The sequence below is a fragment of the Paraburkholderia phytofirmans OLGA172 genome (assembly GCF_001634365.1).
Classification (GTDB): Bacteria; Pseudomonadota; Gammaproteobacteria; order Burkholderiales; family Burkholderiaceae; genus Paraburkholderia.
On record NZ_CP014580.1, the window covers coordinates 99,426 to 117,875 of the forward strand.

The 18,450-nt window shown below is 59.1% G+C and carries 20 protein-coding genes and 2 pseudogenes; 9 read left to right on the forward strand and 13 right to left on the reverse strand.

The genetic code is table 11. From position 1 onward, the window contains the following. Positions 1-59 precede the first annotated feature (59 nt). A complete protein-coding gene (locus AYM40_RS36035; RefSeq protein WP_063500971.1) occupies positions 60-1,808 on the reverse strand; it encodes a SulP family inorganic anion transporter in 1,749 nt (582 codons plus the stop codon). A 389-nt stretch (positions 1,809-2,197) separates the two neighbouring features. On the opposite strand from AYM40_RS36035, the gene arsD reads away from it, so the two are divergent. Further along, positions 2,198-2,563 (forward strand): arsenite efflux transporter metallochaperone ArsD, encoded by a 366-nt coding sequence (gene arsD / locus AYM40_RS36040; protein ID WP_046564547.1) that lies wholly within the window; start codon positions 2,198-2,200, stop codon positions 2,561-2,563. Positions 2,564-2,576: 13 nt separating this feature from the next. Further along, complete coding sequence (gene arsA / locus AYM40_RS36045; protein WP_046564548.1) at positions 2,577-4,331, forward strand: arsenical pump-driving ATPase; 1,755 nt, start codon at positions 2,577-2,579, stop codon at positions 4,329-4,331. A gap of 36 nt (positions 4,332-4,367) precedes the next feature. On the opposite strand, the gene AYM40_RS36050 is transcribed toward arsA, so the two are convergent. Further along, entirely contained in the window at positions 4,368-5,228 is an 861-nt protein-coding gene (locus AYM40_RS36050) for an MBL fold metallo-hydrolase (RefSeq protein ID WP_063500972.1), read from the reverse strand. A gap of 86 nt (positions 5,229-5,314) precedes the next feature. Between AYM40_RS36050 and AYM40_RS36055 the strand changes: the two genes are divergently transcribed. Genes AYM40_RS36055 through AYM40_RS36070 form a run of 4 tightly spaced genes read left to right on the forward strand, consistent with a single transcriptional unit; the run spans position 5,315 to position 6,794 of the window. After that, positions 5,315-5,632: an ArsR/SmtB family transcription factor gene (locus AYM40_RS36055; protein WP_046564553.1), complete on the forward strand. Its 318-nt coding sequence runs from the start codon at positions 5,315-5,317 to the stop codon at positions 5,630-5,632. A gap of 12 nt (positions 5,633-5,644) precedes the next feature. After that, positions 5,645-6,079 (forward strand): YeeE/YedE family protein, encoded by a 435-nt coding sequence (locus AYM40_RS36060; protein WP_046564555.1) that lies wholly within the window; start codon positions 5,645-5,647, stop codon positions 6,077-6,079. 1 nt (position 6,080) lies between these two features. Beyond that, the gene (locus tag AYM40_RS36065) at positions 6,081-6,512 is read left to right on the forward strand and encodes a YeeE/YedE family protein (protein ID WP_046564556.1); all 432 of its coding nucleotides are present in this window, start codon (positions 6,081-6,083) and stop codon (positions 6,510-6,512) included. Between the two features lie 30 nt (positions 6,513-6,542). Continuing rightward, complete coding sequence (locus AYM40_RS36070; protein WP_063500973.1) at positions 6,543-6,794, forward strand: hypothetical protein; 252 nt, start codon at positions 6,543-6,545, stop codon at positions 6,792-6,794. A 2-nt stretch (positions 6,795-6,796) separates the two neighbouring features. Here the strand turns inward: AYM40_RS36070 and AYM40_RS36075 are convergent. The 9 genes and pseudogenes from AYM40_RS36075 to ltrA (AYM40_RS36110) form a co-directional block, all read right to left on the reverse strand. Next, positions 6,797-7,453: pseudogene (locus tag AYM40_RS36075) on the reverse strand (transposase); the annotation flags it as partial. A 68-nt stretch (positions 7,454-7,521) separates the two neighbouring features. Further along, positions 7,522-9,039 (reverse strand): group II intron reverse transcriptase/maturase, encoded by a 1,518-nt coding sequence (gene ltrA, locus AYM40_RS36080; RefSeq protein WP_063500974.1) that lies wholly within the window; start codon positions 9,037-9,039, stop codon positions 7,522-7,524. Positions 9,040-9,548: 509 nt separating this feature from the next. Beyond that, the gene (gene tnpC, locus AYM40_RS36085) at positions 9,549-11,150 is read right to left on the reverse strand and encodes an IS66 family transposase (RefSeq protein WP_063496044.1); all 1,602 of its coding nucleotides are present in this window, start codon (positions 11,148-11,150) and stop codon (positions 9,549-9,551) included. A 97-nt stretch (positions 11,151-11,247) separates the two neighbouring features. After that, positions 11,248-11,598, reverse strand: a complete 351-nt coding sequence (gene tnpB / locus AYM40_RS36090; protein ID WP_063496045.1) for an IS66 family insertion sequence element accessory protein TnpB — start codon at positions 11,596-11,598, stop codon at positions 11,248-11,250. Beyond that, positions 11,579-12,073, reverse strand: a complete 495-nt coding sequence (tnpA, locus tag AYM40_RS36095; RefSeq protein ID WP_063496046.1) for an IS66-like element accessory protein TnpA — start codon at positions 12,071-12,073, stop codon at positions 11,579-11,581. The genes tnpB and tnpA overlap by 20 nt, the downstream gene beginning before the upstream one ends. Before the next feature lie 261 nt (positions 12,074-12,334). Beyond that, positions 12,335-12,817 (reverse strand): helix-turn-helix domain-containing protein, encoded by a 483-nt coding sequence (locus AYM40_RS36100; protein WP_082855547.1) that lies wholly within the window; start codon positions 12,815-12,817, stop codon positions 12,335-12,337. Further along, on the reverse strand, positions 12,814-13,113 hold the full coding sequence (locus AYM40_RS43965) for a hypothetical protein (protein WP_236721148.1): 300 nt from the start codon (positions 13,111-13,113) through the stop codon (positions 12,814-12,816). The genes AYM40_RS36100 and AYM40_RS43965 overlap by 4 nt, the downstream gene beginning before the upstream one ends. A gap of 66 nt (positions 13,114-13,179) precedes the next feature. Beyond that, positions 13,180-13,314: pseudogene (locus AYM40_RS43970) on the reverse strand (transposase); the annotation flags it as partial. Positions 13,315-13,417: 103 nt separating this feature from the next. Next, positions 13,418-14,725 (reverse strand): group II intron reverse transcriptase/maturase, encoded by a 1,308-nt coding sequence (gene ltrA, locus AYM40_RS36110; RefSeq protein WP_063500976.1) that lies wholly within the window; start codon positions 14,723-14,725, stop codon positions 13,418-13,420. Between the two features lie 511 nt (positions 14,726-15,236). Between ltrA (AYM40_RS36110) and AYM40_RS36115 the strand changes: the two genes are divergently transcribed. After that, a complete protein-coding gene (locus AYM40_RS36115) occupies positions 15,237-15,554 on the forward strand; it encodes a hypothetical protein (RefSeq protein WP_181448482.1) in 318 nt (105 codons plus the stop codon). A 53-nt stretch (positions 15,555-15,607) separates the two neighbouring features. Here the strand turns inward: AYM40_RS36115 and AYM40_RS36120 are convergent, their stop codons facing one another. Then, complete coding sequence (locus AYM40_RS36120; RefSeq protein ID WP_063500977.1) at positions 15,608-15,955, reverse strand: carboxymuconolactone decarboxylase family protein; 348 nt, start codon at positions 15,953-15,955, stop codon at positions 15,608-15,610. Positions 15,956-16,057: 102 nt separating this feature from the next. Further along, positions 16,058-16,552, reverse strand: coding sequence for a hypothetical protein (locus tag AYM40_RS36125; RefSeq protein WP_046565394.1), 495 nt, complete (start codon positions 16,550-16,552; stop codon positions 16,058-16,060). A 517-nt stretch (positions 16,553-17,069) separates the two neighbouring features. Between AYM40_RS36125 and AYM40_RS36130 the strand changes: the two genes are divergently transcribed. Next, positions 17,070-17,642, forward strand: coding sequence for a cytochrome b (locus AYM40_RS36130; RefSeq protein WP_063501110.1), 573 nt, complete (start codon positions 17,070-17,072; stop codon positions 17,640-17,642). Positions 17,643-17,900: 258 nt separating this feature from the next. Next, entirely contained in the window at positions 17,901-18,428 is a 528-nt protein-coding gene (locus AYM40_RS36135; RefSeq protein WP_063500978.1) for an efflux RND transporter permease subunit, read from the forward strand. Positions 18,429-18,450: the final 22 nt, after the last annotated feature.

An 18,450-nucleotide genomic window follows, 5' to 3' on the forward strand; every position in this document is an offset into this window, starting at 1 on the left:
CATGGCCTGTTGTGACGCCGTTCCTTGCAGACCGGGCGGATGGCGAACGGGCCGGCCAATCACTCGCCCGGCCAGTCAACGCGATGCTGTGCGGTATAACTGCGAACGGCATCCGCCACAGTCTCGAAGAAATGTGTATCGTCAAATATTTCGAAGAGCCCATAGGCTCGCAGCCGGTCCTTCACCGGGCCTTTCATCTCTGCAAAATACAGTGCGATGCCCGCAGTTTCCAGCTCGTGATCAAGCCTGGAGAGCATGTCAGCAGCAGTCACGTCAATATCGGTGATCGGCTCCGAGGCAACGACCAAGCATTCAGGTGGCTGCGCCGCTTGTGCGATACCCCGTCGCACGTGCTGGCTAAAAATCTCCGCATTCGCGAAAAAGAGTGGCGCATCCCAGCGAATCAGCAGAAGGCCGGGGACCTGTTTTGCGTCCGGGTGCCGTACAACATCGTGATAACCAGGCCTCCCCTCGATCTTGCCCAGAATGGCGTCGTAAGGGTGCCACGCGCGCCAGACAAATGACAGCAGCGAAAGGCCGATAGCAATGAAGATGCCCTGTACGACACCGACCATGAGAACGCCTGCAAAGCAAACCATGGACAGCACGAACTCGCTGCGGCGCATTCGATAAAGACGTGTCACGTTTCCGAGATCGAAGAGCGAGACGGCGGCAGAAACAATGACCGCGGCGAGCGCGGCGTTCGGCACGTGCGTTAGCAACCCAGGAGCCACGATCAGCAGAAAGGCGATACAGAGCGCGGACACAACGCAGGTCAACTGTGTCTTTGCGCCGGCTGCCTCGGCAACCGGCGTTCGTGACGCACTGCTGCAGACTGGGACACCCTGCAGCAGACCAGCCGCGATATTGGCGATGCCAAGCGCCACGAGCTCCTGGTTCCGGTCGACCGTGTAGGCGCCACGCAGGGCAAACGCGCGCGACAACACGCTCATATCGGCAAACGATACGAGAGCGATAGCGATCGCGGCGCCACTCAACTCCCGTACGTCATGCAGCGACACGGCGGGAAGACGAACCGCCGCCAAACCTTCAGGCAGCCGGCCTACGACAGCGATACCGACACGCACTTCCGGTTCCAGAAGCCAGACCGCCACGGTTGCCGTGGCCACGGCAATCAGGGTGGCGGGAAGCGCAGCCGCATACCGCTTGAGCAATGCAATTGTCCCCAGGCACGAAACGCCAATGGCGCAGGCAACCCAGTTTATCTGCCCGGCGACGACACCCTGGAAGACCCTTGTTACCTCGTCGAGGAACCTGCCGCCCGGAACCGCGAAACCGAGCAATCTCGGAAACTGGCTCACGAACAGTGTGAGCGCAATCCCGTTGAGATAGCCATACTGGATCGGTTTCGACAGAAGATCTGTGATAAAGCTCAGCCTGAGCAGTCCGATCAACGCACAGCAGATTCCAGACAGCATCGCCAGCGTACCAGCAAGCGCGAGTGCCGATTCCGGCCGGCCGTCGGCGAGAGGGACGACGGCAGCGGCAATCAGCGCAGTCAGTGCGGAATCGGGGCCGAGAACGAGGATCCGGCTGGGTCCGAAAATAGCGTAGGCGAACAGAGCGGCGATGCTTGCATACAAGCCGCCGACGCCGGGCAGCCCGGCGGCCTGCGCAAAGCTCAGTCCGGTTGGTACGAGTACGGCGGTCAGCACGATGCCCGCGAACACGTCCTTTGCGAACCAGTCACGCTTATAAGTTCGCAACGTAGCGACAGCCGGTATCCAGTGCCATACGCCCGGGGAAGCCGGAGCAGGGTCACGCGGCGAGAGCGGAAGACGCTTCATGTTCGGAGCTGTAGATGGGGCTTCAGGGCTGGCGTCGATCGGCACAAGCGCATGCCGGCATAACCCGGCTTTCGCAGCAACCACGCCACTTGTGTGTGTCTGGACAGGTCATCGCGGGGGCGGCCTCCGTTTGACGTGAGCTATAAGGGCGCCTCTACGCTCGATCTATCTGGCGCCTTGGTAGATAGTGACAGGTTTCCCCATTCATGCATGGAATTCGTCGTTTGAACGGGGCTGGTGCGCTCATTGCGGGTGGCGGTCGCGGAAACTCCACTTCGTCGTCTCCACCTTGACCGATGTCAACGACTGGTTCCACTGCAGTGCCAACATGGACTGTAAAACGCGGCTGCAGCTTTGCCGCACGAACGGATCTACCCGCAGGAGGGAAGATGAGCAAGCTTGAAGTGTTTGAGCCGGCGATGTGTTGCCCGACCGGCTTGTGCGGGGTCGACGTCAATCCGGTACTGGTTCAGTTCAACGCCGACTTTCAATGGCTGGCGGACCACGGTGTCGAAGTTGTCAGACACGGTCTCGGACACGATGCGGCGGCGTTTGCTGCCAATCCGGAAGTGGTCCGGGAAATGCAGGCCGGTATGGACCGTCTGCCCATCGCGATGGTGGATGGCGGGATCATCTCGATCGGCGCCTATCCATCGCGTGCCCAATTGACTCAGAAAATTGGCCTGAAGGTTTCCGCCGCCGAAAAGCCGCACATCAGAGCGGGTGCCTGTGGCTGCAAGCCCGGCGAATGTTGAGGGACACACTGACATGACGCTACCTGTCGCTAACACCCGCCATCTCTTCTTTACCGGAAAAGGCGGCGTTGGTAAGACATCACTTGCCTGTGCAACGGCCCTGCGATTGGCCGAAGACGGCCAGACCGTGCTGCTGGTCAGCACCGACCCGGCATCCAATCTCGACGAGGTTCTCGAGACCCCGCTCTGCGGGCAACCAACGCCCGTCAATCAGGTCCCCAACCTCCATGCGCTGAACATCGACCCGGAGCGCGCTGCAAGCGCATACCGCGAACGCATGGTCGCCCCCTATCGAGGCATACTCCCCGATGCAGCCATCCGCAGCATGGAAGAGCAGTTTTCTGGCGGCTGCACCGTTGAGATTGCCGCGTTCGATGCGTTTGCCAACCTGCTCGCAGGTAGCGTCATCACGAACGCTTATGACCACGTCATCTTCGACACGGCGCCTACGGGGCATACATTGCGCCTGCTGACGCTGCCGTCCGCGTGGAGCAATTTCCTGTCGACGAACACGACGGGAAATTCATGCCTTGGACCGCTTGCAGGTCTCGAGCCCAACAAGCAACTGTACGCAGCGGCCGTTGCCGAACTGACCGACCGCGACCACACCACGGTGGTCCTTGTCGCCCGTCCAGATACGTCGGCATTCCGTGAAGCCGAGCGTACCCGTATCGAATTGGCGGACCTCGGCGTCAGGAACCTGGTGCTCGCTGTCAACGGTGTGTTCAAAGCGACTTCACCTGACGACGTCATCGCCCGCGCGATGGAAGCGCAGCAGGCTGCCGCCATCGAGGCCATGCCGCGGGGGCTCGCAGCACTGGAGCGAAGTCAGACAGGATTCATTCCGATGGGACTGGTTGGCCTGCGCGCGCTAAAGGCCTATCTGCACCCCGAGCAGATTGCCGCCCCCCAGACGGTTCCCGGCTTAAGCGTCGAGTTGCCAGGCGGCCTTCTGCCACTCATCGACGAGCTCGAGAAGACCAGACATGGCCTGATCATGACGATGGGCAAGGGCGGCGTCGGCAAGACAACGGTGGCAGCTGCGATAGCGCTTGAACTTGCACAGCGCGGCCATAACGTCCTGCTTTCGACGACAGACCCCGCTGCTCATGTGGCATGGACGCTGCAGGAGTCACTGCCTGGTTTGAGCGTGGATCACATCGACGCGGCGCTAGAAGTCGACCGTTACCGCAATGAAGTTCTCGCCAGGGCCGGCGCTTACCTCGATGCGCAGGCGAAGGCAATGCTCGAGGAAGACCTGCGCTCGCCATGCACTGAGGAGATCGCGGTGTTCCGTGCCTTCGCTCGCACGGTGGACGAGGGCCGGGACTCCTTTGTGATACTGGACACGGCACCGACCGGACACACCATTCTGCTGATGGACTCAGCCGAGGCCTACCATCGCGAAGTCATGCGCACACAGGGTGACATGCCGGAAGCCGTCCGCCAGCTTCTGCCGCGGCTGCGTGACCCTGAGTTCACGCACGTGCTGATCGTGACGCTCGCAGAAGCGACGCCGGTGCATGAAGCGGAGCGCCTGCAAGCCGACCTCCGCCGGGCGCAGATTGAGCCGTATGCGTGGGTCATCGACCAAAGCCTGCTTGCAAGCGGAACGCACGACCCGGCACTCGCTGAGCGAGGGCGTTATGAAGCGCCATTCATCGAGCGAGTGATCAAGCAGGACGCAAAGCGGTCGGTGTTGCTGCCGTGGCAGGCCACCCCACCCGTTGGCCTTCACGGGCTCGAAGAGTTATCGCGCGGACATTGACTGGTATGCAAGGTCTGCTTCGCGCAGCAATTGCTGCTACAGCGCATTCAGCGGAATCTTCAGATAGCTGATGCCATTTTCCTCGGCGGGTGGAAACTCGCCACCCCGTATGTTGACCTGCACCGACGGCAGAATCAGCGTGGGCATTGCGAGGGTCGCGTCACGCGCTTCGCGCACGTGTACGAAGTGTTCTTCTGTTACGCCGTCATGCACATGGATGTTATGCGCACGCTGCGCTAGCACCGTGGTTTCCCACTCGGGTTCCCGGCCCTCGGGTGGATAGTCGTGGCACATGAAGAGCCGGGTGTTGCCCGGCAGGTCCAGCAACTTTCGAATCGATCTGTATAGCCTGTGCGCATCGCCGCCCGGGAAGTCGCAACGCGCTGTGCCGACATCCGGCATGAATAGCGTGTCGCCCACGAAGACGGCATCGCCAATCTGGTAGGCCGTGTCGGCAGGCGTATGGCCTGGCACATACAGCGCTTTTGCAGTCACATCACCAATGGAAAACTCCTCGTCTTCGCGGAACAAAAGGTCGAACTGGGAGCCGTCAAGGCGGAATTCGGGCTCCAGATTGAAGAGTTTCTTGAAGACGCCCTGAACGGTGCGAATGTGCTCTCCAATCGCAATCCTGCCGCCAAGCTCGCCGCGCAAATAATGTGCTGCGGAAACGTGGTCAGCATGCGCGTGCGTTTCCAGAATCCACTGCACCCGCAGGCCGCGCTGGCGAACGAACTCGATGACTTTGTCGGCATTCGTCGTCGAAGTGCGTCCTGCCTTGGGGTCGTAGTCAAGAACGGGGTCAATGACTGCACATTCCTGATGCCCGGACTGGAAAACGACGTACGTGACTGTGCCGGTGACCGGGTCGAAGAACGGTTGAACGATGGGCAGCATCCTGACCTCCTCAGATGTTACTCATTCTATTCACAACTAATATACAATGCAATATAATGTTTGTGTGTAAATTATAGGATGGTGAGATGAGGAAGAAGTCCGTCCCAATCGACCTGTCGGTGATGCAGGCATCGGCAGAGAAAGCCTGTGCGCTACTGAAGGTGCTGGCCAATCCCGACAGGTTGCTTCTGATGTGCCAGTTGTCGCGGGGCGAGTTATGTGTGAGCGACCTCGAGGAACAGTTGGGCATACGTCAGCCGACGCTTTCCCAACAGCTCGGCGTGCTTCGCGATAACGAACTCGTGGCGACACGGCGGGAGGGAAAGAGCATCTTTTATTCCATCGCGAGCAAGGAAGCGATTGCCGTCATGAACGTGCTGTACGACCAGTTTTGCGCTCAATGAAGGTGAGGAGAGATGTCGATTGATATCGCGAGTTTTACGCCGGGCCTGTCATTGACTGGCGGTCTGGTGATTGGCGCTGCGGCTACCGTGCTTGTTTTATTCAACGGACGTATCGCTGGCATCAGCGGCATCCTCGGTGGCCTGCTCGGCTCGCCACACAAAGATTCAGGATGGCGCGTCGCTTTTCTTGCAGGGCTGATAGGGGCGCCTGTGCTGGCAAGCCTGCTCGGAAACCCGGTATCGCCTGATATCCAGGCTGGGTGGGGCGAAATACTCATTGCAGGCTTTCTGGTAGGCATCGGCACGCGTTACGCGAGCGGTTGCACAAGCGGCCATGGTGTCTGCGGCATCTCGCGCGGGTCCATCCGTTCGCTGGTCGCGACGGCAACATTCATGGCAAGCGGTTTTGTGACCGTGTTCGTGTTCAGACATCTGCTGGGAGGCTGAAATGGGTTTGATCACTGCTCTAATTTCCGGGCTTCTGTTCGGCGTCGGTCTGATGGTGTCTGGCATGGCCAATCCGGCGAAGGTGCTGGGATTTCTCGACATCGCGGGGCGCTGGGACCCGTCTCTTGCATTCGTGATGGCCGGGGCGATAACCGTCGGCTCTATCGCGTTCCTGTTTGCAAAACGCCGCAGAAAATCACTGCTGGGTCTGCCGATGCAGATTCCCGCCAACTCATCCGTGACATTGAGACTGGTCCTGGGAAGCGCGGTGTTCGGCGTCGGCTGGGGGCTTGCAGGATTTTGCCCGGGACCCGCGCTGGTCGCGTTGGGTGCTGGTTTTCCGAAGGCATGGGGCTTTGTGGTCGCGATGCTGGCCGGCATGGCTGCGTTCGAGTTCCTTAAGCGCGCGAAGCTAAGCCGTCAGCGTGCCTGACCTGTTGCGCATACGCTCAGGAGGTGTTTAATGAAAGCGGCTACGTTGCTTACCTCTGCTATGGTGATAGCTGGGCTGAACACGCCGTTGCTGGCGTTCGCCGCAGACGCAGAACGCCAGGCTGAGGTGCAGCAGCGCGGTGCAGAGGTTATGCCCTTCAACCTCAAGGCCACGACTCACATTTTCACGAAATCGGACAATGGCGGGAGCCAGCGCGTCGTTGCGATGGATCCATCCGATGTAGCGGAAATTTTCAAGCTAGATGTCGCCTCAACGATTTAGATTCAGGCGGCTTTTGGTTCCTGTTGGTGGGGGCGTTGGATGAGTTCAGAGTTGTCGGTCTGGTCGGGATTCAAATGGACCGTGTGTACGCGCTTCCAGTTTCGGGTGGGGCCTTTCCATCGTAGCGGGTTGCGCTGCCTTGCCACCTCATAGAGCGTCGCACGGCGATCCAGAATCTGCTGGTCGAGGTTGGCGTGCCGCTGGGCAGGCGTGACGAAACGGATCGCGCTGTGACGATGTTCGTGGTTGTACCAGCGCACCAACCCGGTGACCCAGGCGCGCGCGGCAAATAGAGTGTCGAACGCCTGCAGAGGATAGGCCGGCCGATACTTCAGTGTTTTGAACAACGATTCCGAGAACGGGTTGTCGTTGCTCACGCCCGGTCGACTCAATGACGGCATGACACCGAGAGCCTGCAGAGTGGCGAGCATCGTGGCGCCCTTCATTGGGCCGCCGTTATCCGAATGCAGAATCACCTGGCCCGGTTTGATCGCTTCACGCACACATAGATCCTTCAGGAGCTCGCTGGCCTGGGCGCTGCACTCTTCGGCGTAGACCTGCCAGCCGACGACCATCCTGCTGAACACGTCCATGAACAGATAGAGATAGAAATACTGCCCGCGGACTGTCGTCGGCAGTAGAGTAAGAGGCAGGGCGTAGTCGAACTATTTCCCTGCCTCTCCTCTCCGAACCGGACTTGCACCTCTCGATGCATCCGGCTCTCCATTTAAGTGTTGCTCATAGCAAAGGCGACTTCGTCGTAGCGCGACTCAATGGTTCGCCGCGCCTCGCCGCACGCAATGTATGGATTTTCCTTCGGGGTCCGCCATTTGAATTGCCCCTTGCGGCTTGTGATGAGACGCCGAAGCGCTATCGCCCCATACCAGCCACGACTGTTTCTGCCTTCTACTACCCATGTCTTTGCTTGCCCCGGTTCTGGTTCACGGACATGCTCACGCATCAGTGACGGGAAGCCCCGTCGATATTTATGCGCGAGCCAGTATCCGAATTTCCAAAAGACGGTGCGATCCAGCTTGCTAAACATGGTGGCCGTGAAGTCGGTGTACTGATAAAAGTTTGCCCATCCCGCAAGTTGCCGATTCAGGCTTTCCACTAGGTCCATCCGATTTGCACCGTAATCGCCCGACAGTTGCTTGATCAGTTTCTCGGCAAAGCGTCGGTATTTCTCCCACGGTATTGTGCTGACAGGCCGCATGCGGCCGCGTGGACCTCGCTTACGTATGATGCGATGGCCGAGGAATACGAAGCCATCGTTGACATGCGTAACATGGGTTTTCTCCATGTTCAGCGTCAGTTTGAGTTGACCTTCAAGGAAACCTCGGCATGCTTCCCGCATTGCTTCCGCGTGCGCCCTGGTTCCTTTTACGATCACCACAAAATCATCAGCGTAACGGCAGTACGATATTGCAGGTATCCACTGTCGGTTCTCCCGCACGGCAATAGGTCGCCGATTGGAGATACTGAAGTTCCACACCCACCGGTCTTGGCGCACTTTCTTGCTGAGGTAGTTCGTCTCCATCCAAGCATCGAATTCGTGCAGCATGATGTTGGAAAGCAACGGTGAAATCACCCCGCCTTGCGGAACGCCTTCGCTTGCGGCTCGAAACAGACCGTGATCAACGCATCCTGCCTTGATGAATTTCCAGAGCAGTGCCAGCAAGCGTTGATCGGCGATACGTTTTCGGATTCCCTTCATGAGAGGACGGTGATGAACGGTGTCAAAGTAGCTGGCGAGATCGCCTTCGATCACCCAGCGGCCCGACGTGCTTTGTTCACCGCTGTCCTGCAACTGAAGCTTCACCGCACGAATCGCGTGGTGCACGCTGCGGGCCGGTCTGAATCCATAAGACGCCGAATGGAAATCACTCTCCCATATCGGCTCCATCACCATCAGAATGGCCCTCTGCACAATTCGATCGCGAAGACAAGGAATGCCCAAAGGCCTCATTTTGCCGTTCGCTTTCGGGATTAATACACGTCGAGCTGGCAGCGGGTTGTACGACCCCGCCAACAGCTCAGTACGGATCACCGCGAGTTCAGCTTGGAGATTCTCTTCCATCTGAACCTTGTCGATACCGTCGACGCCCGGCGTCTTGGCTCCGCTGGAAGCCAGCGTAATACGAGCCGCCTCACTAAGCCATGCCCTGTCGGCGACCAGCCTCAGGAGACGATCGAACTTGCGTTCTTTGTTCTCCGTTGACCATGTCGCCAGTTTGCTTTGCATTTCACTGATTATCAAAGGTCTTCACCTCATTGTGGTCAGTTAATCGACCCAAGCAAACCACTTAAACTGCCCCCCTTCGCCATGTGGCCGGCTTTCCCGGTCTCGGACTACTACGAGGGCTCCGCCAGCTCGCACATCATCGGGGGCACACTCCCTTGGCATCTGTGCAAGCCTTCCCCAGTTCACATGCTGGACTCAACGCATGGGCGAGGTTGCCTATCGCAGCCTTTATCCTTGCTTTCCGCAAGTCGTCGCGGATGTCATGGTCTAGCTACGCGCTCTCCAGGACCCCATGCCGATCAGCTTATATGTCTGATCGACACTCGCGATTTCAGTTCATACCTGTAACTGAAACCGATCCACGTCCTGCCTGTTAAACGGTGTAGGCAGGGGTGACATTTCAACCCTCAGGTACGGATTAATAGGTTCGTGTTCCTCAACCGTCCCATGCTCAGCCTAGAGATTCATCGTAAGCGATCAGCGAAGCACGTCCCTCCCGCAGACTTGACCTAGACGTTTTTTTCGTGCTCCCGCTTGCCCAGCTTCCAGGGTAGCAGCGCCTCGTAGTCGTCGGCGCTCTTTGCGTAGGGCAGCGCCTTGAACAGATCAGTCAGGTAGCGGTAGATGTCGACGCGATTGGCCTTGCACGACTCAACGAGCGAATAGAGGTTGGCACTCGCTTTCGCCCCGCCCACCGTGTCCGCGAAGAGCCAGGAGCGGCGGCCTACCGTGAAGGGTCGGATTGAATTTTCGCAAGGGTTATTGTCGATGGGCCACGCTTCGTTCTCGACATAGCGGTTCAGCTTGGGCCACTGCCCGGCCAGGTAATTCAACGCCTTGCCCAGCAAGCCCTTGGGTGCAGTCGTCTCGAGGTGATGATCCAGTAACGCTTTGATTTGCGCGAGCACCGCGCGGCTATAGCGTCGGCGCAGCCGCGCCCGCCGATGCGGTTTTTCGCTGGCACGCGACTCCGCCGCGTACAGCTTGCCAATCAGATGGATGAACTGCGTCGCGGGTTGATGACGGCCACGCGCCTCTTTGGGCAAGACCGCCTCGGCTTCTACGAAGTAGCGGCGGCAATGGGCCCAGCATCCTAAATGCACGAGTTCGTTCGCGCTGGCGATCGCGTTATACGGCTCATAGCCATCGGTCATCAGCACGGCGCCACGGCGCATGCCGACCCACAGGTCCGCTCCCAGCTGTTTGCTGCGCCCGGGCGCATAACTGAACAGCCGCACCGGCGGCCCGCTGCCGTTCATTTGCGCCCACATGTAACTCTTCGTCTGCGGGGCCCGTCCGGGCTCCTTGAGAACCTGCACCGTGGTCTCGTCGCCAAACACGATCTCGCTGTCCAGCAGATGATCACGCATCAGGTTGATGACGGGCTGCACCGCTTCGCCCAGGCGCACCACGCTGGCTGCCAGCGTATTGCGCGAGATATCGCCGCCGAAGCGCCGCAGCAGTGCAGCGATTCGATACAGCGGCAAGCCGTCCACGAACTTCGAGATGACGAACCACGCCAGCGCCGCTTCAGTGAACAACCCCTTCGGGATGATGCGCGAGCGCGCCGGCGTGGCCTTCATGCCTTGATCACAGCTCGGGCACGCATACTTCACGCGCTCATGACGGATCACCCGCACCTGCTGCGGAATGATGTCGAGCTGCTCGCTGACCTCGACGCCGATCTCCACCCGCACGCTGCCGTCGTGCGGGCAGATGCGCTCCTCTTCAGAGAGTTCGTAGCGGATCACCTCGCGCGGCAAGGCCGGATCGAGCGGCTTGCGTCCGGACTTCTTGCGCCGGTGGCCGGCCACCGGCGTGCTGTCGACTTCGTCTTCCTGAGCCGGGAGCGTCGCCGCCGTCGGCGCCAGCGCTTCCGCCTCGTTCAGGAACAGATCACGCTGATCCGCGCTGCGTGCCTCGCTCTTCGCCCCGAACAGCCGGCGCTCGAACGCCTTGAGCTGCTCCTTCAGAAGATCGCGCTCGACCTTCGTTACCCGCAGTTCGCCACGCAACGCGTCGCGTTCAGCAAGCACCGCATCGCGCTCGGCGATGAGCGCGGCGAGTTCCTCGGCGGTGATCGAAGCGGGTTGAACAGAAGCGCGTGTCATGGCGTAACCATAGCGAATCCCGAGGCGCCGTGGGTTTACGTAAATTTGTAACGTCGCCGTCCTCTGTCGCGTCTGAGCTACACCCCAGCGAACGCCATCAGCTGACACGGGCATAGTGCCGCGCCGGATGCTTGCGTATCGCCGCCAGGTCGATGCCCTCAAGAAGCCAATGAAGTTGCTCTACCGTCAGCTCAAGTACGGCCGCTTCGCGTGGCCATATAAAACGGTCAGCCTCGAGGCGCTTCAACATGAGCCAGAAGCCGTTGCGCTCCCACATGAGTAACTTGATGCGATCGGCCCGCCGGTTGCGAAACACATAGACGGCCCGGGCGAACGGATCGAGTCCCAGCGCCTGCTCAACCAGGGCCGACAGACCCGTGATGCTCTTGCGGAAATCCACGGCGTCGCGATGGACGTACACCTTCAGGTCAGCGTCGAGCCGGAACATCGCAGCGCCCCAGCGTTTCGATCATCACCGACACCAGCGTCGCGTCCTGTCCGGCACACTCGAGCCTGAGCGTGATGCCGTTGGGCAACTCCGCCATCAGTCTCGATGGCGCCGGCGTGTATGGCAATGCACGGTCAGGCTCTGGGCGCGTCGGCGCGAGCGTGACATGCTCAGGCTTCGTGTGGACGCTCTCGATTCGGTCCACCGCGACGACCGGCACAAACGCCGGCATCGCGCTTCCTGTCACGGTCGTCGCAACGTGCCCGCCTTGCTCCTGCTGATGCTGGCTGATCCATTTGCGCAGCAGGTTCGCATTCAACTTGTGCTCCAGCGCCATCCTTGCAACCGATACGCCAGGCTGCAAGCACGCCTGTACCAGTTCACGCTTGGCCTGTGGATCGAAGCGCCGGCGGCGCCCGCCTCGCTCAAAGCCTGCTACCAGGCGCTCGTTCAGATCGCTGCTGTCTGCTGCCATAGTGTCCACCTCCGATTTAAGTGGACACTATCGTCGCCTCTCCGGGCGCGTGGCGATAGGGCGTCAATGAACGATCGCTTACGATTCATCTTGGCGTAACCGATTCGCCGCAAATCCCGTTTCCCACGGACTACGTCACCTTGCCAGTGTCAGCAAGTCACCGCCGCTTCGGCTCACTTTCTCTCGTAGCAGAGAAAGGGCATTCCCGGCATAACATCAACAAATTGCCGGGCCCTGCATTCCAGACATGCTCAAGCAGCTTCACCCCCTTGCGGGCGGGCTATGCTGGCTGGGCGTACGGTAAGTAATATCCCAGCTGAACAACTGATCGGGCCCGTCGGCACATACTGCGCGAGGCTTGCTGCGGGCGCGGGCTGGTCGTTCACTGCGCCGATGAGCAAGCTGATTCTCTTCACGCAGCACCCGGTAGAACGTCGATTCTGAGGCGATGTAGCGGCCCTGGTCGGCCAGGCGAGGGACGATCTGGCTCGGTGGCAAATGACCAAATTCGACAGAGTTGGCCACCGCCAGCAGTTCAGCGCGCTCCTCGGTCGACAGCTTATGGACAGCAGCATGATGGCGTAAGGTGCGCCCATCCACTGCTTCAGGACCGCCGCCTTGCCAGCGCTGCACGGTGCGCGCGCTTAGTCCGAGCACGGCACATGCGCGTGCCTGACGAGCCCCGGCTGTCGTCGCCTCACCGATCAGCTCCCGCAATGTCGCGCGCTCTTCGGGGGAGCTCATTCGTCCTCGTCCCCGAACAGCGCCTGATACTTTTTTGAAAGTACCAGCAACGCGGCCGCCTCCGCTAACGCCTTTTCCTTGCGTTTCAGTTCGCGCTGCAATTGCGCATTGGCCTGTTTCAGCTCGCGCAGCTCTGGAGCGTTTGCACGTGCGCTGCTCGCGGTGCCGGCCGAGCAGAACTGGGCGCGCCACTGGACCAGGTGATGGGCAAACAGACCCCGTTCACGGCACCACGCGTTCAGTGCCTCGTCGCTCAGCCCATGGCTCTGCTGCAAGGCCAGCAGGCGCTCTTCCAAAGACCAGTCTTCCGGGCGCCGTGCATCGACTGGCCCCGGGTTGCGGTTTGCGGCGTTAGACACGCGGATCCACTTCCTCAAGGTTAATACGTTCATGTTCAGTTCCGAGGCAACCGTTCCTACGGACCGGTTGCCTCGTTGCAGGACCTTTGCCAGCGCCTGCTCCCTGAATTCGACAGAATACGTCTGTTTCGCATTCAACCTGCACCTCTGAGTTCTTCAAATTAAGAAAATTCAGAGGGTCGAGTGGCCCGAGGGAACTGCCCCCTCAGGCTCTCACAGATCCGTACGTGAATCTCTCGATTCATACGGCTCCTCTTGTCCGCCGTTCTGCGAAACAGAAATCCCAGTGCGCGAACAACTGTGGAAGACTTTCCCGACATCGCTTGAGCCACGCCCAAGATCGTCGTTTATGTCCTCTCAGTCGCTTGTACTTGTTTCGCGCCCACCCTCCAAGCCGCAAGTCTATTCTGACCAGGAACCGTTTTAGCGGCTCCGGATAAAAGGCACCGTAGTAATTCACCCATCCCCGTACCATTGGGTTTATGCGCCGCGCCAACTCGCGCAGTGTCAATGAGGTACTCCGATTAAGACTCATGCTTCGGATGGCCTGAGACATACGCTTCAGCGCCTTTTGACTCACCGCGGGTCCGAAACCTGTGAACAACTGCCCCGCTCGGTCTTGCACTGTCCGAGCGTGAAAGCTGAAACCAAGGAAGTCGAACTTAGTGTGGGTATGTTCCTCTCGACGTCGTCCATCTCTGCAGTAAACCAAGCGCGTCTTTTCCGGGTGTAGCGAAAGCCCACAAGCGGTAAGCCGCGCCCGCAAGGCAGACAAAAACTTTTCCGCCTGCTGCTTCGTCCTGCAATGACAGACAACATCGTCGGCATACCGTTCAAACGGCACCTCCGGATGCTCAGTCTGAACCCATCGATCAAACGCGTAGTGAAGAAAGAGGTTAGCCAATAGCGGACTGATCACTCCACCTTGCGGAGTGCCTCGATCCCGGGCAACCAGCTCCCCGGTTTGCTTCTGTACCGGACTCTCTAGCCAGCGTCTGATATAGAGTCGTGCCCATGGCTCCGAAACGTGCTTTTCTACCGCACGCCTGAGAAGCCCGTGGTCGATGGTGTCAAAGAAGGATTTCAGGTCAATGTCGACTACCCAGTCGTAGCGCCAGCAGTTCCTTCTCGCTTGCGCAACAGCTTGCTTCGCCGATTTGTTAGGCCGATAACCGAACGATGATGAATGGAATATCGCATCGATTCCCGGTTCAACCAGTAACTTGACCGCCATCTGAGCCACTCGGTCAGTGATTGTCGGTACCCCGAGAGGACGAAACCCGTCCCCCTTCGGTATCAGCACCTCCTTGACCGGTTGAGGAAAGTAACTCCCCGAACTCATTCGATTCCACAGAGCGTACAGATTTCTCGCCAAACGATTGCGGAAGGTTTCAATACTCTCCCGGTCCACGCCCGGTCCGCCTTGATTGGCAGCCACGCGTTTCCAGGCTTCCCAGATCAATCGCTTGGGTATCTCGAACGACTTGGCGTCAACCCCGGAATCATCCCGCGTCGCAGTTGTTCCATGATCTCCACCAGACAAGGTCATGCCTTCGCTCCGGAAGTCATTACAACCCCTTCAACGCTACTACGCATGACTCCGCCCCTGTGCCTCGCATCGGTACTCTCACCCTCACGGGTTCTCCGCTTGAGTTTCTCCCTTGACATCGAGACGACAGGTTCCCAAGTTCCATATCCACGCCTGCAGAAAGGTCGCGCCACCTCTATGCCGGATGCCGTCAAACCCACCTTCAGGTTGCCGTTTGACTGATCCCGAGGCGTTGTCGAGTCCTCGGTTTTGACATCATTGCAATTATCGACACTTCTTCGATGGTTCACTTTCGTTCGCCTCCTTACTGCACACCTGACGGGATTCATCCCGCCTTTTCCACAGACGCTCACCACACCCGCTCTTAACGAGTGCAGCTCTGGGTGGTTTGGTATCACCGCCTGATCGGCGACACCGAGGGGCCGGCCCCCATCACGGATACAGCATGTACAGCGACGTACTGTCGCTTTCCTTCTTGGCACACCGACATCTAGTGTGACGCAGGGGGGTAGTGCAGACCAAGCTGATCCGAATGCACCTACGTGAAATCCAGGCCGAGTTTCGGCGTGGCAACTTTTCGGCGCCAGCCCGGATTCACGGTGCGGACATGCCCGGTTTATCGCAGCTCGGCGCGGCAAAGCCAGGTCAGGTATTGATTGTTTACAGGGACGTGGACGGCGGGGGCGAACTGATCTTTCGCAGCGGTGACCCCGGATTGGTGTCCGCGCTTCACGTGTGGTTCGATGCACAGCTCTCGGACCACGGCATCGACGCAATGGACGGACATATGGCGCATCACCCCGGTATGGTGCCGCCGGGATCTGATTAGCATCGCGCGCTCCGGGCGAATGAGGCCAGGGAGAGCAGATACGTCGAGCCCGTTCAGGACGAAAACTGCTCAAACGCTCCAAGCGCATGGGTGGCGTACATCATCGACGGGCCACCTCCCATATAGACTGCGGTGCCGAGCACGTCCTCGATTTCGGCTCTCGTCGTGCCGAGTTTCACCAGTGTCTGCACGTGAAAACCGATGCAATCATCGCAACGACTGGCAATCGCAATCCCCAGTGCCACTACCTCCCGCGTCTTCCGGTCCAGTGGGCCGTCTTTCGTACCTGCAGCAGCAAGCTGGCCGAATGCATTCATCAGATCAGATTGCGAAGTGCGCATCGCCCGCATTTGAGAAGCAACTGCGTTCGTGAGTTCCTTGTAGTCCGGAATGCCGCTCATCTCTGCTCCTGTAGCCTGGCTAGCGTTGGAAACCGGCCGATTGCCGGCAGGCGATGCTTCGGAACCTCCTGGTAGCCAAAGTTTCGCTCGACGTTAATACATTTACTGCGTTCCAGCAGGTGGCGGTCCCATCCGGTACCGTTGCTGCCACATCATGTTGCTCATCATCTCCTGCTGCATCCGCAGGTACTGGTCAGTCATGTATTGCCGCTGCCGAAGTTGCCCAGGCGTCATATGCGAATAATAGCCACCCATATGTCCCCCGCCCTGCCCTGCGCCACCCATCATTCCCGGACCCATCATTCGAGGACCCCACATACCATGCATGATGGACATTGCACCCTGCATGGTGGCCCAATGTTCATCGAGCAGCTTTTGACGCTCTTTCGGATCCTGGGCCTTACGAAGCTGGTCCATCTGCGCCTGCATCTCATTCATCTTCTCCTGCCATTGCGCCACGTTCTTGTCGAATTCAGCCGGGTCTTCAGCCTGGGGGCTGGAGGCGGCTTGTGGTGGACTCGTATTCCTGGTAGCCGCATGCAGCACAGGTGTGTTTAGTGTCATGCCGATCGCTACTGCAACCAGAAGCTTTTTCATGTTGTGTACCCAGGACGATGTTTCGGATGACAGGAAGGTAAAGACGAGTCCCTGTATCAGCCTACGTCTGGGCTGGCGATGCATATTGATGCAGGTCAAATGCGTCCGCAACGGCTCGCATCCGGCTTGAACGGCGAGATTCGTTTGAGCGACCGAACATACGTCGGGATTGGTAATTCCAGAACGACACGCGAGCCAGTGCTCCCCGCGAGTTGCGTTGGCGATTCGGCGCCGAAGACGAGGACGAAACCATCCTTGAAACGAATTTTCTGGAGATGTTACTAGTCTGCGATGACGGCGAGATGCCCCGAAGTAATCCGAGTCAGCCGAACTCGCGCGCCCGTCATTCGTCATGACGCAAGGTCACCATACTTCGCTGGCCAGCCCGTTTGCAGCGCCTGCGTGAATGGCGCATCAATAAATGGAGGGTGGCGTAGTCTTCTGGCTACGCGGCTCTTCGTCTGCAATAATGCTGATTACCCATTTGACGCTCGCTGATCAGCAAAGGGGAAACACCATGGGGAAAATCACTGGCACCCGCTACGGTTCGATCGCCCAATTCCTCCACTGGTGTACGGCAATTCTTGTCCTCGTGGCATTCATGTATGGGCCCGGCGGACCAGAGCAGCGCGTGTACTCCTCCGTCCACGAGTTCGACCGGCGACTCCACGAGACATTGGGATTGTGCGTGTTCACGCTGGCCGTCATCCGCTTGCTGTGGCGGACTATCGATGCTCGACCCGAGCCTCCTCCGGTTTCGCGCTGGATGCGTGTCATGGCAACTGTCGTCCAGGGGCTGCTGTATATGCTTCTCCTTGCACTTCCGCTGACAGCCATCGCCGGCGCGTGGCTCGAAGGACATCCTCTGGCGCTCGTCGCCGGGGTCGAAATTCCACCTTTACTCGGCGCTTCACACAATGCGGGCGCAACCTTCGCATCGGTCCACAAGTGGCTCGGCGACGCGATCATGTGGCTCGCAGGACTTCACGCACTCGCTGCTCTTTACCATCATGTCGTCCTCAAGGATGGTGTCTTGACCACCATGCTTCCGCGCTGGTTTCCAGCAGGACGTGCAAGAACTGACCGGTGAGCCCTGAAACGTGCTTCTCAGAAGCGCCTGGAAAATCCGACCGACGTCAATGTGACGACCAGACCAAATGTCATAAGGCATCTGAATGGACTGCGGGTCGTGGAGATACTGGCGACACCCACCGCACCGCTCGACCAGGTCAGTTCACCTTCTAAACGAGCGCTCGCGACGCTTTCCCTGCCTGCGGGTTACGAAGTCAAATTTGGCGGTCTGTAGACGCAGTTCAAGTGTGCTGCCCTAAATGTCGGCGTCGCGGCAATGGTGGCGCTAACGCTGGGCATACTGACGTTGCGGTTCGACGGTTTGCTAGTACCTGGCCTGATATTGTTGCAAATGCCACTCGCGTTCCCGGGAGGGGCAGTCGCCCTTGTGGTGAGCGGCGCTGGACTGAACGCCATCGGCCTGATTGTCTTCCCTACCGTGATTGGGGTGAGTTTGAATTACGGCATCGTGTTACTGCGACTGGTGAAGCGGAACGAAGCGCAAGGATTCTCCGTAGTTGACGCTGTACGCGACGCGGTCGAGGTGCGCTTTCGGCCAATTCCGCGGACCGTCCTGACGGCATCGCCACGTCTGTCGCCTACGGCTCGTGGCTTCGACAAGGGAGCGGCATCGGAACAGGGTCCGGCTATCGTTACGCTGAGCGGCCTGGTCTGGAACGGTCTGCCAGGTACAAACCTGTTACCGGCCCTCTACGTGTGCAGGCGTGCAAAGCAGCGTCGGAAGGTAACCTGGACCCGTCGGGCTGGAACGTCGCCCGATATCACCGGTAGCGCTTCATATTGATTTCGCGTCGACGTGCGACCAT